Origin of the sequence: Variovorax sp. Varisp36 (assembly GCF_047304235.1) — a bacterium.
Taxonomy (GTDB): Bacteria; Pseudomonadota; Gammaproteobacteria; order Burkholderiales; family Burkholderiaceae_C; genus Variovorax.
This window is the reverse complement of the sequence record NZ_JBGLYU010000057.1, coordinates 1-13435: the sequence shown is the minus strand read 5'-3', so window position 1 is coordinate 13435 and position 13435 is coordinate 1. Positions and strand designations below refer to the sequence as shown.

Genomic DNA, 13435 nt, shown 5'->3' with positions numbered 1-13435 from the left:
TCTCCACCTGAAGGCAGCGCGCAGCGTAGCCGATTTGCACGACGGTTCGGGAGTGCCAACAGTCATAAGCCGTTGGCTTGATCGCCGGGCGCGGCGGGCTTTACGCCGGTCTTCTTACAATCGGGGCCGTCGTGCGTGCGCCGCGCGGACCGCCACCAAGACCTCGCCGCCGACCGATGAAACGCTACTGGGAAATAGACGCCTTGCGCGGGCTGATGCTCGTGCTGATGACCGTCACCCATCTGCCCACCCGCTTGACCGATCCGCTGGGTCAGCCTTTCGGCTTCGTCTCGGCCGCCGAGGGCTTCGTGCTGCTGTCGGCCTTCGTGGCCGGGCTGGTGTACAGCCGCATCGGCTACCTGCGCGGCGTCGACTCGATGCGCCAGGCCTTCTGGCGGCGCGTGGTGAAGGTCTACCTGTGCCAGGCGGCGATCCTGCTGTTCCTGTTCACGGTGATCGCGGCGGTGGGGTTGCACATCGACCAGCCGGCGGTGAAGAACCTGGTGTCGTATTACCTGGCGGAGCCGCGCGACGGCTTCCTGTTCGGGCTGCTGCTGATCTACGAGCCGGCGCTGCTCGACATCCTGCCGATGTACATCTTCTTCATGCTCATGAGCCCCTGGGTGCTGGCCTTTGCCATGCGCCACGGCTGGACGGGGGTGATGGTGGCGAGCGCGACCGTGTGGGCGGCGGCGCAGTTCGGGGTCAGCGAATGGATCTATGCATTGGCTGTGCGCTACCTGGACGTGCCGGTGCCGTTCCATGAGATGGGCGCGTTCAACACCTATGCGTGGCAGTTCCTGTGGTTCGCGGGTCTGTGCATCGGCGCCACGCGCAGCGGGCCGGAAGCCCGGCCCCTGCGTTTTCCGTGGTGGCTGCTGATGCTTGCGGCGGGCATTGCGCTCTACGGGGTCTACTGGCGCCACACCGGCATCAACGGCCAGGCGCCGTTCGGCGGCGACGTCGAGCTGAACCTGCTGTTCGACAAATGGCAACTCGGCCCGCTGCGGCTGGTGAACCTCGTGGCGCTGTGCATCCTGGCAGTGCGCTTCGGGCCGTGGCTGATGCGCCGCATTCCGCGGCTGCGCTGGCTGGAGGCGATGGGTTCCGCCTCGCTGCCGGTGTTCTGCGCGCACCTCGTGGCGGTGCTGCTGGTGCTGGCCTTCTACGGCGACAACCAGATGGCGCGGCCGTGGTGGGGCGACGGCCTGCTGCTGCTGGCGGTGTTCTCGGGGATGTACTTCGTGGCCCGCTTCACGCGCGGGGCTGATGTGCCGCCGCCGGCGGACGACATGCCGTCGGAGACCGCGCCCGCCTGAGGTCTTTTCCAGGAACACCGTGGAACCGGCTTTGCCGGGCCACTGGTGTTGCCCCCGGTAGGGGGAAGGCGCGCGCGACACGAAGTGCGCGAAGCCTGGGGGGGAGTCAAGGATTCGGCAGGTGCGGCGCAATGATCGAATGCCACAGCCGGTAGCCTTCGTCCGTCATGTGCAGCCTGTCGCCCCGGAACAGCTCCGCGCGCGGCCGCCCGTCGGCGCCCAGCATCGGCGTGTAGACGTCGATGAACTCGCTGTTGGGCAGCAGGTTCAGGTAGGCCGAGATCACGTGGTTGGTCTCGCGGATCTGCGGCATCAGCTGCTCGCGCGACGGGCTGGGCTTGACCGAGATGAAGCTGATGCGCGTGTCGGGCAGCTCTGCGCGCACCGCGTTGGCGAAGCGCGCGAAGCTGTCGAGCACCTGCAGCGGGGTGCGGCCCTCGGCCAGGTCGTTGTCGCCCGCATAGACCATCACCTGGCGCGGCTTGTAGCGCACCACGAGGTCGCGCGCGAACAAGCTGCAGTCGGCCAGCGTCGAGCCGCCAAAGCCGCGGTTGACCACGCCGCCGGGCACGCGCGAGAAATCTTGCGCGAGGCGGGTCCACATACGCACCGTGGAGCTGCCGACGAACACCACGCCGCCGGGCGCCGGAAAACGCTCCTGGTCGGCGCGCGCGAAGGCCGCGAGTTCGTTGTGCCAGCGCTCCTTGGCGGCGAGGTAATCGCGCGCGGACGCGGCCTCGGCGGCGGCGGTCTCCGATTCCTGGGGAAAGAAGGCGGACTGGGCATGCGAGGCGAGTGCCGCAGTCAGCAGCGCGACCGCGGCCAGCGCGGTTTTCATCGAAGGCATCGGAAGGACGGCAAACAGGTCAGATGGTTTTTTCAATGAGGGCGCCATGGAAGAGCACCGGGCCGGTCGGGCCGCCCTCGCTGGGCACGCCGCCCTTCGGTTCGAGACTGATCGCCAGGGCCGGCACGCGCACGTCGGATTCTGACGCAGCCAGCCGCAGCGCGGGCGCCTTGTCGAGCACGCCCAGCGAACGAGGCGCGCCGCCCGGGGGCAGGGCCCAGAGCTGCAGCGACTTGTCGTTGCCCTCGTCGAAGCCGCCCACGCGCTGCAGCACCAGCTGCTTCTTCTTCGGATCGAAGGTGACGAGCATCGAGGGCGCGGCCTTGTCGTCGTTCAGCACGGCCACGTACTGCACCGCCGGGGCGTTCTGCAGCTGGTCGCGCAGGTTCAGCCCGACCACCACGGCCAGCACCGTGGCCAATACGCCGGCGGCCGTGGCGCCGCGCCACAGCGCGAGGCTGCGCAGCCAGCCGCCTTGCGACTGCGGCTTGCCGGCGGCGGCATTGCGCTGGCGTTCGATGGCGAGCGCGGACTGCTCGGCGTCGATCGTGTTGCGGATGCGGGTCCACACGGCCGGGTCGGGCACGACCGGGGGCTGCGTTTCGGTCATGCCCGCGAGCCGGCTCTGCCACACCAGCGCGGCGGCGCGCACCGGCGCCTGTTCGCGGGCCAGGGTCTCGAAGCGGCGGCGGGCGCCGCCGCGCAGCGTGCCGAGCGCGTGGTTCGCGGCCAGCAGTTCGAGCAGCTCGGGGTGTGCGAGGAGATTCATGGGAGGGCCGCCTTCTTCTTCGCCATCGCTCTCACGCAAAGCGCCCCATGCAGATGCGCAGCCTTTCCAGCCCGCGCCGGATCCATGTCTTGACCGTGCCCAGCGGCAGCCTGAGCTGCTCGGCCAGTTCGCCGTGGCTCATTTCGCGCAGGTAGGCCAGGCTGACCACCTCGCGCTGGCGGCCCTCGAGCTGGCTCAGGCACTGGTGCAGCGCCCAGGCCTGCTCGCTGGCATCGGCGGTGTCGGCGGGGTTGGGCGCATCCGATTCGAACTGGTCGGCCATGAGTTCGTCGAATTCCTGGGTCAACCGGGTGCGGTCGGCGGCGCGGCGACGCAGCAGGTCGAGCGCCCGGCTGCGCACGATCAACCCGAGCCACGCGAGCGGAGGGCTGAGCGAGGCGCGATAGTCGCCGGCGACTCGCCAGACAGTCAGGAAGGCTTCCTGGAGCACGTCCTCGGCCCATTCGCGCTGCCGCACCACGCGCATCGCGAGGCCCATCAGCTTGGGTGAGGTGCGGTCGTACAGCTGGCGCAGGGCGGCTTCGTCGCGACGGCCGATCCGGTCGATCAGTGCCATCAGTTCGGCGTCGGGGCTGGGTGCTGGCATTCGGGGATTGTCGGGCATCGATGCACATGCCCGGTATACGGGGCGCCCGGGCGGCCGGATTCAGGGGCACGAACTCGTTTCGACGCCTCCAGGAAACATTCGGCAACGTATACTGCCCCGCAAAATCAAGAGGGATGCGCGCAGGCGCGGGCGGGAAGAAATGAAGCAAATTGCGATCGTGATCGCGCTCTGCGTGGGCGCGTGGTATTTCTTTATCGGCGGCCGCAAGCTTGATGAATCGATGGTGCGCGACTTCTACCAGAAGGAAGCCCACGCCATCTACTCGCGCGACGCCGAGATGCTGTGCAAGCAGCTCAGCCGCAAGGCCCGGATCGAGAGCAAGACCACCATGATGGGGAAAACGGTGGAGCGCTCCCACAACCGCGACGAGGCCTGCCAGGCGAACCGCGAGGCCTTCGAGACCTTCAGCAGGGTCGGCGAGCGCATGGGCGGCATCCTCACCATCGAGTACGACTACCACATCGACACCATCGAGGTGGCCACCGACCGCAAGAGCGCGACCGTCACGGGCACCAATGTGCTGAAGATGGGCGAGTCGCTGCTGCAATACAAGACCAGCTTCACCCAGCGCCTGGAACGCGAGCTCGGCCAGATGCGCCTCGTTCATGCCGACGAGGTCACGGTGATGCGCATCGGCGGTGCCGGCGCCATGAGCCAGAGCGAGTTCTTCCGCAAGTAAGCGGATACAGGCACAAGAAGAAAAACAGGAGGAATTGCCATGATCGCCGTCAAGGATTCGCTGCCGCCGCCACCGCCGTTCTGGCGCCGGCTGAACAGCTTCTTCGCGTTCCCGTTCCAGATGCGGCCGCTGGCCTATGGCCTGCTGCTGTCTTTCTGCAGCCTGCTCTTCGACGCGATCTTCTTCCTGCCGGATGCGCTGGCGCTCTTCGTCATCGAGGTCGGCATCATGCTGGCGGCCAGCCGATACGGCTTCAAGATCATCGCGCTGGGCGCGCGCGGCATTCGCGATTCGGCCGACTTCGGCCGCGAATCGAGCGACGACTGGACCTACCTGCCGTGGAAGCTGTGCGCGATCACGCTGGTGCAGGCCTTCCTGATCGGCTGGCTTGCCTGGTATGCGCCGATCCTGGGCACGGTGGGGCTGTTCGTCATGTCCTTCACCTTCCCGGCGGCGGTGATCGTGCTGGTGCAGTCGGCCAGCTTCTTCCAGGCGATGAACCCCGGCCACGTGATGGACGCAATGCGCACCATCGGCTGGCCGTATGCGCTGCTGTGCTTCTTCCTGTTCCTGCTGAGCACGGGCGCGCAGGTGGCGCTGTCGCTGCTGCTGCCGATGTTCGACGGGCGCATCGCGCTGCCGGTCGTCAACTTCGCGTTCATCTACTTCGGCTGGGTCATGGCGTGCCTGCTGGGCTACGTGATGTTCCAGCACCACGACGCCTTCGGTTTCGACGCGGTGCCGGGCAGCGAACTGGGCGACGGCTCCCCGGTCGACCGCCGCACGCCCGAGCAGATCGCGGCGCAGCGCATCGACGCCGAGGTGGCCCACCTGGTCACCGAGGGCGATCTCGCGGCCGCGCTGGGCACGGCCTACGAGGCCCAGCGCACGGCCGCGTCCGACGACCTTGCGGCGCAGCGCCGCTACCACCGCGTGCTGGCGCTGATGCCCGAGAAGAAGGACACCATGCTCGACCAGGCGCGGCGTTTCATTCCTCTGCTGATGCGGCGCGACCTCGCCTCGGAGGCGCTCAAGGTCTTCAAGGCCTGCAAGGAGAAGGACAAGGCCTTCGCGCTCGACGACGCGGCGATGGTGGTCGCGATGGCACGCGCCGAATGGCGCAGCGGCGACGCGCACGCCACGCTGGCGCTGCTGTCGGGCTTCGACAAGCGTTTTCGCGGCCACGAGGCGATTCCGCAGGCCTACGAGCTGGCGGCGCGTGCGCTGGTGCAGGGGCTGGGGCGCTCGGACATGGCGCAGCCCATCCTGGCGACGATGGAGTCGCGCTACCCCGACAGCGAGCAGACGCAGGAAGTGCGCTGGCTGCTGCGGCCGGCGGCGGCCGCCTAGTTCTTCAGGCTCCTCAGGCGCTCTGCAGTGCGCGCGTCACCATGTCGTTCGGCGCGAGGCGCAGCAGGTGCGGCAGCAGGCCGATCGCCTTGTCGCGCTCGCCCGCATGCAGCAACCCGTTTGCACAGGCCGACAGCGTGTCGGCCAGTTCCGGATGGTCGGGCGCCGTCTTCAGCAGGATGCGGCAGAGCTTGTCGGTGTCTTCGAACTGGCGGATGCGGGCAAAGCGGCGCGCGAGCCGGGCCATGTCCTCGGGCTTCAGCCGTGCGCCGGGCTTGGCCTGGTCGAGATAGGTCTTGTAGCTGGCGTGCTGCAGTGCCATCGTGCCCTCGTCGGTGGCGGGCAGGCGGAAGATGCGGCGGGCGGCCTGGTGGAAGTCGTCGCTCGCGGGCTGCAGCCGCGCGGTGTTGAACCAGGCGCGCAGCGTGTCGCTGTCGCCGGGGCGCAGCGCGGCGGCGGCGCGCCATTCGCCACACGCCTTGTCGAACTTCATCGCGGCGCCGAACTTCTGGGCCGCGGCCACATGCTCGCCGAAGCGGTCGGGCTCGGGTGCGGCGGCCGTCTCCGGCGCCTGCACCCGTCGCAGCAGCAGCGCGCCGGTCATCAATGCTGCACCGGTCAGCAGGCCGCCCAGGTGGGCCATGTAGGCGATGCCCTGGCCGCCCAGCCAATGCTGCATCAGCTCGTTGACGATCCATGCCGGCAGCAGCAGCAAGGCCGGCGCGGTGACGTAGTTGAAATAGAAGAACAGCTGGTAGAAGAAGCGGATGCGCTTGAGCCGGTACATCACCGCGTACATGCCCATCAACGCCGAGATGGCGCCCGAGGCGCCCAGCCCATAGCCGTCCTTGCCGGCATAAGCCCAGCCGGCCAGCGCCGAGGCGCCGACGGCGCCCAGCAGATAGAAGCTCAGGTAGGTGCCGCGTCCGAGCGCCAGCTCGACCGAGAAGCCGAACAGGAACAGGAACAGCATGTTGCCCAGCAGGTGGCCGGTGCTGCCATGCAGGAAGGCGGCGGTGATCCAGGTCCAGGGCTTGAACTCGGCGTCCTTGGTGTAGTCCTGCGACCAGCGCGCGGTGAAGGGCGCGGGCAGCATGGCCTCGTACTGCTGGCGGTCCCGCTTCCATTCGCCGTACTGCGGGTTGGTGGGCGTGATGATCCCGTCGGCTTGCAGCTTCGCCAGGAACTTCCTGTCGTTCTGCAGGCTTTCAAGAAGCTGCGGATAGGTTTCCTCGTGCGGCAGCATCCGGCGAGCCAGCTTGCCGCGCTTGGGGTCCGTCTTTTCGAGCCATTCCACGAAAGGCGGCAGCTCGAGTTCGGGCAGCACGCTGTTCACGTAGTAGTGGGCGGCGCGCTCGCGTGCGTTCTCCTCGCTGCGCTGCGGCCCCCACCACACGATCATGTTCACGAGGATCAGCAGCACCGTCATCCACGGTGGATTGCGCCAGCTCGGTTTGTTCTCGAGCGGTATGGCGTAGAACACGGTGCGTTTCCCAATTGTTGGGTTGGCCGCTTACGGGCGGCTGCCGCCGGGCCGCCCCAAGGCGGGCCGCGCCTCCCCCTTGGGGGGTGGAGTTACACGAGTGCAGCGAGTGAAAAGCCGGGGGGCCGACATTTCTAGCCGAGGCGGGCGCGGTGGCGGACTACCTGCGCCTTCACCTGCGCGGGCGCGGTGCCACCCAGGATGTTGCGCGCGTTCAGCGAGCCGCGCAGGCTCAGCACGTCGTACACGTCCTTTTCGATGCTCGGGTTGAACTGCTGCAGCACGGACAGCGGCAGTTCGGCCAGGTCGACCTTGTGCGAGGTGGCGGCCTTCACGGCATGGGCCACGGTTTCGTGCGCGTCGCGGAAGGGCAGGCCCTTCTTCACGAGGTAGTCGGCCAGGTCGGTGGCGGTGGCGTAGCCGCGCAGCGCGGCGGCTTCCATCGCCTCGGGCTTCACGGTGATGCCGCCAATCATCTCGGCGAAGATGCGCAGTGTGTCCTTGAGCGTGTCGACGGTGTCGAACAGCGGCTCCTTGTCTTCCTGGTTGTCCTTGTTGTAGGCCAGCGGTTGGCCCTTCATCAGCGTGATGAGCGCCATCAGGTGGCCGACCACGCGGCCGGTCTTGCCGCGCGCCAGCTCGGGCACGTCGGGGTTCTTCTTCTGCGGCATGATCGACGAGCCCGTGGTGAAGCGGTCGGCGATGTTGATGAAGCCGAAGTTCTGGCTCATCCACAGGATCAGCTCTTCACTCATGCGGCTCACGTGCACCATGCACAGGCTGGCCGCAGCGGTGAATTCGATGGCGAAGTCGCGGTCGCTCACGGCGTCCAGGCTGTTCTGGCAGACGCCGTCCATGCCCAGCGTCTTGGCGACCAGCTCGCGGTCCAGCGGGTAGCTGGTGCCGGCCAATGCGGCGGCGCCCAGCGGCAGGCGGTTGACGCGCCGGCGCACCTCGGCCATGCGTTCGGCGTCGCGGCTGAACATTTCCACGTACGCCAGCATGTGGTGGCCGAAGCTCACCGGCTGCGCCACCTGCAGGTGGGTGAAACCCGGCAGGATCACGTCGACGTTTTTCTCGGCGATGTCCACCAGCGCCTTCTGCAGCTCGACCAGCAGGTCGCCGATGAGGTCGATCTCGCCGCGCAGCCACAGGCGCACGTCGGTGGCGACCTGGTCGTTGCGGCTGCGGCCGGTGTGCAGGCGCTTGCCGGCGTCGCCGACCAGCTGGGTCAGGCGGGCCTCGATGTTCAGGTGCACGTCTTCGAGGTCGAGCTTCCACTCGAAGGCGCCGGATTCGATCTCGGCGCGAATCTGCGCCATCCCGCGTTCGATCGCGGCGTGGTCCTGCACGCCGATGATGCCCTGCGCAGCCAGCATGCCGGCGTGGGCGAGCGAGCCCTGGATGTCGGCCTGCCACAGGCGCTTGTCGAAGAAGACGCTGGAGGTGTAGCGCTTCACCAGGTCGCTCATCGGTTCGGAGAACAGGGCCGACCAGGCTTCGGATTTCTTGTCGAGTTGGTTTTGGGTCATGGGAGCCGTCCAGGAGGCAATAATGGGTTGGTCACCCGATGTAACTGATGTCTGCGATGCGCAACCCGGCGATTTTATCGGCCAGCTCCACAACCACGCCCCCGCCATCGCCCGAAAGGGCGCGCGCGCCCTTGCGCGGCAGTCCGTCCATCTTCGACGCCTGCCAGATCGGGGTGGTGCTGCGCACCGTGGTGTTCGTCGAGGTGGTGGTGGCGATTGCGACCCTGTTCGTGGCGTCCACGCCCGGCGAATGGCTGGTGCAGGCGGCCACGGTCACGGGCGGGGCCCTGCCTGCCACGCTGCTGTGGCTGGTGAGCGCCTGCGGGCTCAAGAAGCCGCTGCAGCGCCTGCCGAAGCAATGGCAGTACACGGCCGGCGCCGTGCTTGGCGCGGTGTCGGCGCTGTATGGCTGCGGCCTGTTGCGCCTCACGGGCGTGCTCTCCACCGCGCCCTGGCTGGCCAGCGCCCTGGCCGGCACCCTGTTCTCGGCGCTGGTGATGGCCGCGATGGTGCTGCGCGCGCGCGGCCAGACGCCCGCGGCGATGACGGCCCGGATCGAAGAGCTGCAGTCGCGCATCCGCCCGCATTTCCTGTTCAACACGCTCAACAGCGCCATCGCGCTGGTGCGCGAGGAGCCGGCCAAGGCCGAGACCATGCTCGAAGACCTGGCCGAGCTGTTCCGCCAGGCGCTGGCCGACCCGGGCGAATCGGGCACGCTGGCCGACGAGATCGCGCTGGCCGAGCGCTACCTCGCCATCGAGCAGGTGCGCTTCGGCGACCGCCTGCGCATCCGCTGGGACCTGGATGCCGCCGCCAGCAACGCGCGCCTGCCGCCGCTGCTGCTGCAGCCGTTGGTCGAGAACGCCATCAAGCACGGCGTGGAGCCCAGCCCCGAGGGCGCCAAGGTGCGCATCCGTACCGAGCGGCGCGGCGGCATGGTGGTGATCGAGGTGGTCAACAGCCTGCCGCCGCTGCGCTGGGCCGACGAGCCGCTGCCGCGCGGCCACGGCATTGCGCTGGCCAACGTGCGCGACCGTTTGCGGCTGCTGCACGACATGCAGATGCAGTTCAGCGCCGGCATGGACCAGAAAAATTACCGGGTTCGCATCGCCATTCCCGCCGAATCATGACGGATCAGGCTCGCCCCCTGCCGGGGGCAATACCTGCGGCCCGGCAAAGCCGGTTCCGCGGTCTTCACCGAAAGAGAAGAAGAGAGACTGCATGACCCTCAGGACACTGATCGTCGACGACGAAGCCCTGGCGCGTTCGCGCATGCGCACGCTGCTGCGCGACTGCACCTCGCCTGCCGCCGACGTGGTGGCCGAGGCCTCGCAGGGCGCCGAAGCGCAGCGGCATCTTGCTGCGCTGGCGCTCGACCTGGTGCTGCTCGACGTGCACATGCCCGGCGTCGACGGCATCGAGGTGGCGCGCGCACTGCGCAGCCGGCCCGACGCGCCGGCCGTGGTGTTCGTGACCGCGCATGCGAGCCATGCGGTGACGGCCTTCGATCTCGATGCGGTCGACTACCTGACCAAGCCCGTGCGCGCCGAGCGCCTGCAGCAGGCGCTGCAGAAGGCCGAGCGCTTCCTGAAGGAGCGCCGTGCACTGCAGGCCGAGGCCCAGGTACCCGAGACGGTGCTGATCCAGGACCGTGGCCGCGCCGAACGCGTGCCGCTGTCGGAGGTGCTCTACCTCAAGTCCGAATACAAGTACCTCACCGTGCGCACCGCCACGCGCAGTCACATCCTCGACGGTTCGCTCAACGAGTTCGAGGAGCGCTATCCGAACCGCTTCCTGCGCGTGCACCGCAATGCGCTGGTGGCGCGCTGGGCCATCCGCGCTTTGGAAAAGTACGACGATGGCGAGGATGCCGAAGGCTGGGCGCTGCGGCTCGACGCCATTCCCGAACCCGTGGCCGTGTCGCGCCGCCAACTTGCCGCGGTGCGCGAAGTGCTGAAGGAAACGCGATGAACGACGAGCAGAAGACCCCGGCCTCCGAAGAAAAGCCCGCACCCGCCGAAGCCTCCGCGGAGCCTCCGGCTGCCGCGCCTGCATCCGGGGCCGCGTCCGAACCCCCGCCCGAACCTTCGCCGGAGGAACTGCTCGCGCAGCCCGCGCCGACCGGGCGCGAACGCCTGGTGCTGGACATGCCGATCGACGTGCGCAGCGCCTCCCTGGTGCTGCTCGCGGTGCTGGCCACGGTCTTCACGCTGCAGTGGGCGAAGGCGGTCTTCATTCCGCTGATGCTGAGCCTGCTGCTGGCCTATGCGCTGTCGCCGCTGGTCGAGCGCCTGTATCGCTGGAAGCTGCCGCGCTGGATCGGCGCGGCGCTGATCCTCGCGGGCGTGTTCGGCGGAGTGGGCTGGACTGGCTACTCGCTCTCGGGCAATGCCTCGCAGCTGCTCGATGCACTGCCGGTCGCCGCGCAGAAGCTCGGGCAGGCGATGCGCAGGGACAGGAACGCCAGCGCGACGCCGCTCGAAAGCGTGCAGCAGGCCGCCGCCCAGCTCGAACGCGCCGCCGAGGAAAACTCGGCCCGCGTGGCGGCGCGCAAGGGCGTGGCGCGCGTCATCGTCGAACGGCCCAACTTCAATGTGCGCGACTACCTGCTGAGCGGCACCGTCGGGCTGCTCGGCGCCATGGGGCAGCTCACGCTGGTGGCCTTTCTCACCTACTTCGCGCTGTGCTCGGGCGACACCTTCCGGCGCAAGCTGATCAAGATCACGGGGCCGAGCCTGCAGAAGAAGAAAGTCACCGTGCATGTGCTCGATGACATCACGCGCAACATCGAGCGCTATCTGCTGGTGCAGATCTTCACGAGTGCGCTGGTCGGCCTCGCCACCGGCCTCTCGTTCTGGGCCATCGGCCTCGAGAACGCTGCCGTCTGGGGCATCCTCGCGGCGGTCACCAACCTCATTCCCTACATCGGCTCGGTGATCGTGCTTTCGGCGGCCGGACTCGTGGCCTTCCTGCAGTTCAACACGCTGCAGATGGGCCTGCTGGTGGCCGGCATCTCGCTGGTCATCCACACGCTGGTCGGCAACCTGCTCATGCCCTGGCTTACCAGCCGCACCAGCCGCATGAACCCGGTGGCGGTGTTCGTCGGGGTGATCTTCTGGGGCTGGCTCTGGGGTATCTGGGGGCTGCTGCTGGGGATTCCGATCACGATGGTGATCAAGTCGATCTGCGACCGGGTCGAGGACCTGCAGCCGGTCGGAGAGCTGCTGGGGGAGTAGGGCTGCGCACAGCAGCGCAAGCCAGCCGCTCCCGGGCGCCGTCGTGTCGCTCAGCGCAGGGCGCGCTGCATCAACACGGTGTCCACCCACTGCCCGAACTTGAAGCCGACGTCGCGCAGCACGCCGACCCGATCGAAGCCCAGCTTTTCGTGCAGCCGCTGCGAGCCCATGTTCGCGCTGTTGCCGACGACCGCCACCATCTGCGTGAAGCCGCTGTCAGTGCAGCGGCGGATCACTTCGTGCAGCAGCGCCTTGCCGATGCCGCGGCCGTGCACGCCGTGCGCGACGTAGATCGAGTCTTCCACCGTATGGCGGTAGGCGGAGCGGGCGCGGTAGGCCGTGGCATAGGCATAGCCGGCCACTTCGCCGCCGATCGTCGCCACGAGGTAGGGCAGGCCGCGAGCGGTTACGTCGGCACGTCGCGCCTGCATCAGCTCGACGGTGGGCACATCCTCCTCGAAGGAGCAGAGGTCGTGCAGCACGTAGTGGCTGTAGATGGCCTGCACGGCGGCCATGTGGTGCGGTTCGGCGTCGAGGATTTCAACGGTGGTGGAAGCGATGGGTTGTGATGGCATGCCCCGATCTTGACGACCCACATTCGATAAGTGAAGCTTCGCCGAGATATGCAAGGCATGAGAAATACTTTGGATAAATCGCTGAACCTCGACCAGCTCAGGTCCTTCGGGCTGGTGATCGAAACGGGCAGCTTTTCGGCGGCCGCCGAGCGGCTCGGGCTCTCGCAGCCGGCCGTGAGCCTGCAGGTCCGCCAACTGGAACGTCGCCTGGCGGTGCGGCTTGTCGAGCGTGTCGGCAAGCGCGCGAAGGCCACGCCCGCGGGCATGGAGTTGCTGCGCCACATGCCGCACATCGACGCCGCGGTGGAGAACGCGATCGATGCGCTGGCCGACCATGCGAGCGGCATTGCGGGCCGGGTGCGGCTGGGCACGGGCGCCACGGCCTGCCTGCATTTCCTGCCGGCCGTGCTGCGCGGCCTGCGCGAACGGTTTCCGGAACTCGGCGTGGTGGTGAGCACCGGCAACACGGAAGACCAGGCGCGCAAGGTGGAAGAGAACAGCCTCGACCTCGCGCTGGTCACGCTGCCGGTGGCGAGGCGTTCGCTGGCGGTGATGCCGGTGCTCGACGACGAGTTCGTCGCGATCGGTCGGGCGGACTTCGCGCCGCTCAAGGCGAGGGTGGCGCCGGGTGACCTTGGCGCGTTGCCGCTGGTGCTGTTCGAGCCTGCCGCCAACACGCGCAAGCTGGTCGACCGCTGGTTCGCCGCGCAGGGCCTGCATCCGCAGCCCGTGATGGAGCTGGGCAGCGTCGAGGCGATGAAGGAAATGGTGGCCGCGGGGCTGGGCCACGCCATCGTGCCCGGCATGTCGATGGCGGGCCGCGGCGCCCATCCCGAGCTGAAGACCAGCCGGTTGAATCCCCGCATGCACCGCACGCTGGCCGTGGTGATGCGGCGGGACAAGCCCGTCAGCAAGGCCTTGCGCGCGTGGTCTTCCGTGTTGCCGGTGCTCACCACCACGCCGAGTTCCGGAAACCGATCGCGCAGGCCGCGCAGCACGGCCGGCAGGAAATGCAGG

Annotated in this window: 14 protein-coding genes; 7 read left to right on the top strand and 7 right to left on the bottom strand. The window is 68.1% G+C overall.

Going from position 1 to position 13435, the window contains the following annotated elements:
- Positions 1 to 176: 176 nt before the first annotated feature.
- Positions 177 to 1319, top strand: a complete 1143-nt coding sequence (gene opgC / locus ACCD11_RS25150) for an OpgC domain-containing protein (protein ID WP_413315907.1) — start codon at positions 177 to 179, stop codon at positions 1317 to 1319.
- A gap of 106 nt (positions 1320 to 1425) precedes the next feature.
- On the opposite strand, the gene ACCD11_RS25145 is transcribed toward opgC, so the two are convergent.
- Genes ACCD11_RS25145 through ACCD11_RS25135 form a run of 3 tightly spaced genes read right to left on the bottom strand, consistent with a single transcriptional unit; the run spans position 1426 to position 3560 of the window.
- Positions 1426 to 2157, bottom strand: a complete 732-nt coding sequence (locus ACCD11_RS25145; RefSeq protein ID WP_413315929.1) for an SGNH/GDSL hydrolase family protein — start codon at positions 2155 to 2157, stop codon at positions 1426 to 1428.
- A gap of 28 nt (positions 2158 to 2185) precedes the next feature.
- The gene (locus ACCD11_RS25140) at positions 2186 to 2935 is read right to left on the bottom strand and encodes an anti-sigma factor domain-containing protein (protein ID WP_413315906.1); all 750 of its coding nucleotides are present in this window, start codon (positions 2933 to 2935) and stop codon (positions 2186 to 2188) included.
- Positions 2936 to 2966: 31 nt separating this feature from the next.
- Entirely contained in the window at positions 2967 to 3560 is a 594-nt protein-coding gene (locus ACCD11_RS25135) for an RNA polymerase sigma factor (protein WP_413315904.1), read from the bottom strand.
- Between the two features lie 142 nt (positions 3561 to 3702).
- Here ACCD11_RS25135 and ACCD11_RS25130 point away from each other — a divergent pair, with 142 nt between their 5' ends.
- Entirely contained in the window at positions 3703 to 4242 is a 540-nt protein-coding gene (locus ACCD11_RS25130) for a hypothetical protein (RefSeq protein WP_007830440.1), read from the top strand.
- Between the two features lie 39 nt (positions 4243 to 4281).
- Complete coding sequence (locus ACCD11_RS25125; RefSeq protein ID WP_413315902.1) at positions 4282 to 5592, top strand: hypothetical protein; 1311 nt, start codon at positions 4282 to 4284, stop codon at positions 5590 to 5592.
- A 13-nt stretch (positions 5593 to 5605) separates the two neighbouring features.
- Here the strand turns inward: ACCD11_RS25125 and ACCD11_RS25120 are convergent, their stop codons facing one another.
- The 3 genes from ACCD11_RS25120 to ACCD11_RS25110 all read right to left on the bottom strand — a co-directional run bounded on the left by ACCD11_RS25120 (position 5606) and on the right by ACCD11_RS25110 (position 8794).
- Complete coding sequence (locus tag ACCD11_RS25120; protein ID WP_413315900.1) at positions 5606 to 7075, bottom strand: rhomboid family intramembrane serine protease; 1470 nt, start codon at positions 7073 to 7075, stop codon at positions 5606 to 5608.
- A 134-nt stretch (positions 7076 to 7209) separates the two neighbouring features.
- Positions 7210 to 8607 carry an argininosuccinate lyase gene (gene argH, locus ACCD11_RS25115; RefSeq protein WP_413315899.1) on the bottom strand — a complete coding sequence of 466 codons (1398 nt, stop codon included), beginning with the start codon at positions 8605 to 8607 and terminating at the stop codon, positions 7210 to 7212.
- Positions 8608 to 8638: 31 nt separating this feature from the next.
- Positions 8639 to 8794 (bottom strand): hypothetical protein, encoded by a 156-nt coding sequence (locus ACCD11_RS25110; RefSeq protein WP_235507842.1) that lies wholly within the window; start codon positions 8792 to 8794, stop codon positions 8639 to 8641.
- Between ACCD11_RS25110 and ACCD11_RS25105 the strand changes: the two genes are divergently transcribed.
- The 3 genes from ACCD11_RS25105 (at position 8739) to ACCD11_RS25095 (ending at position 11843) form a co-directional block, all read left to right on the top strand.
- Positions 8739 to 9737 carry a sensor histidine kinase gene (locus ACCD11_RS25105; protein ID WP_413315898.1) on the top strand — a complete coding sequence of 333 codons (999 nt, stop codon included), beginning with the start codon at positions 8739 to 8741 and terminating at the stop codon, positions 9735 to 9737. The genes ACCD11_RS25110 and ACCD11_RS25105 overlap by 56 nt on opposite strands.
- Before the next feature lie 91 nt (positions 9738 to 9828).
- The gene (locus ACCD11_RS25100; protein WP_007830445.1) at positions 9829 to 10578 is read left to right on the top strand and encodes a LytR/AlgR family response regulator transcription factor; all 750 of its coding nucleotides are present in this window, start codon (positions 9829 to 9831) and stop codon (positions 10576 to 10578) included.
- Positions 10575 to 11843 (top strand): AI-2E family transporter, encoded by a 1269-nt coding sequence (locus tag ACCD11_RS25095; protein ID WP_413315896.1) that lies wholly within the window; start codon positions 10575 to 10577, stop codon positions 11841 to 11843. Before ACCD11_RS25100 ends, ACCD11_RS25095 begins: the two co-directional genes overlap by 4 nt.
- 50 nt (positions 11844 to 11893) lie before the next feature.
- On the opposite strand, the gene ACCD11_RS25090 is transcribed toward ACCD11_RS25095, so the two are convergent.
- The gene (locus ACCD11_RS25090) at positions 11894 to 12418 is read right to left on the bottom strand and encodes an N-acetyltransferase family protein (protein WP_413315894.1); all 525 of its coding nucleotides are present in this window, start codon (positions 12416 to 12418) and stop codon (positions 11894 to 11896) included.
- A 48-nt stretch (positions 12419 to 12466) separates the two neighbouring features.
- Here ACCD11_RS25090 and ACCD11_RS25085 point away from each other — a divergent pair.
- The coding region (locus ACCD11_RS25085; protein WP_413315892.1) for a LysR family transcriptional regulator at positions 12467 to 13435 on the top strand (969 nt) is incomplete at its 3' end.

Excerpts from the sequence above, each read along its gene's own strand:
- argH (WP_413315899.1), bottom strand. The coding sequence starts at position 8,607 with ATGACCCAAAACCAACTCGACAAGAAATCCGAAGCCTGGTCGGCCCTG.
- ACCD11_RS25135 (WP_413315904.1), bottom strand. The coding sequence starts at position 3,560 with ATGCCCGACAATCCCCGAATGCCAGCACCCAGCCCCGACGCCGAACTG.
- ACCD11_RS25100 (WP_007830445.1), top strand. The coding sequence starts at position 9,829 with ATGACCCTCAGGACACTGATCGTCGACGACGAAGCCCTGGCGCGTTCG.
- ACCD11_RS25130 (WP_007830440.1), top strand. The coding sequence starts at position 3,703 with ATGAAGCAAATTGCGATCGTGATCGCGCTCTGCGTGGGCGCGTGGTAT.
- ACCD11_RS25090 (WP_413315894.1), bottom strand. The coding sequence starts at position 12,418 with ATGCCATCACAACCCATCGCTTCCACCACCGTTGAAATCCTCGACGCC.
- ACCD11_RS25140 (WP_413315906.1), bottom strand. The coding sequence starts at position 2,935 with ATGAATCTCCTCGCACACCCCGAGCTGCTCGAACTGCTGGCCGCGAAC.
- opgC (WP_413315907.1), top strand. The coding sequence starts at position 177 with ATGAAACGCTACTGGGAAATAGACGCCTTGCGCGGGCTGATGCTCGTG.
- ACCD11_RS25125 (WP_413315902.1), top strand. The coding sequence starts at position 4,282 with ATGATCGCCGTCAAGGATTCGCTGCCGCCGCCACCGCCGTTCTGGCGC.
- ACCD11_RS25095 (WP_413315896.1), top strand. The coding sequence starts at position 10,575 with ATGAACGACGAGCAGAAGACCCCGGCCTCCGAAGAAAAGCCCGCACCC.
- ACCD11_RS25145 (WP_413315929.1), bottom strand. The coding sequence starts at position 2,157 with ATGAAAACCGCGCTGGCCGCGGTCGCGCTGCTGACTGCGGCACTCGCC.